The 232-nt window shown below is 64.7% G+C and carries 1 protein-coding gene; it reads right to left on the minus strand.

The window, feature by feature from the left end:
- The coding region (locus tag R0J92_RS27040) for an AMP-binding protein (RefSeq protein ID WP_411053952.1) at positions 1 to 232 on the minus strand (232 nt) is incomplete at both ends.

Here is a 232-nt window from a genome sequence, read left to right on the forward strand (position 1 = left end):
GCCGGTATCGCCAGTCGGCACGGGCCGAAGCTTGCCGTCGAGGACGTATAGCTGCGTGTTGGCGATCGGCCGCCCAATCGGGGCAACGCCCGTTGTCGGCACGGCTTGGCATGATGAAGACCAAATGGTGGTCTCGGTCGGCCCATACATATTTTCGACCGTTGCCTCTGTCGTCCGCCTCAGTGCTGCCACCAGCGCGCCCGGCAAGGCCTCGCCGCCCAAGAGGATATGG

Origin of the sequence: Tritonibacter sp. SIMBA_163, assembly GCF_046535935.1 — a bacterium.
In the GTDB taxonomy this organism is placed as follows: domain Bacteria; phylum Pseudomonadota; class Alphaproteobacteria; order Rhodobacterales; family Rhodobacteraceae; genus Epibacterium; species Epibacterium scottomollicae.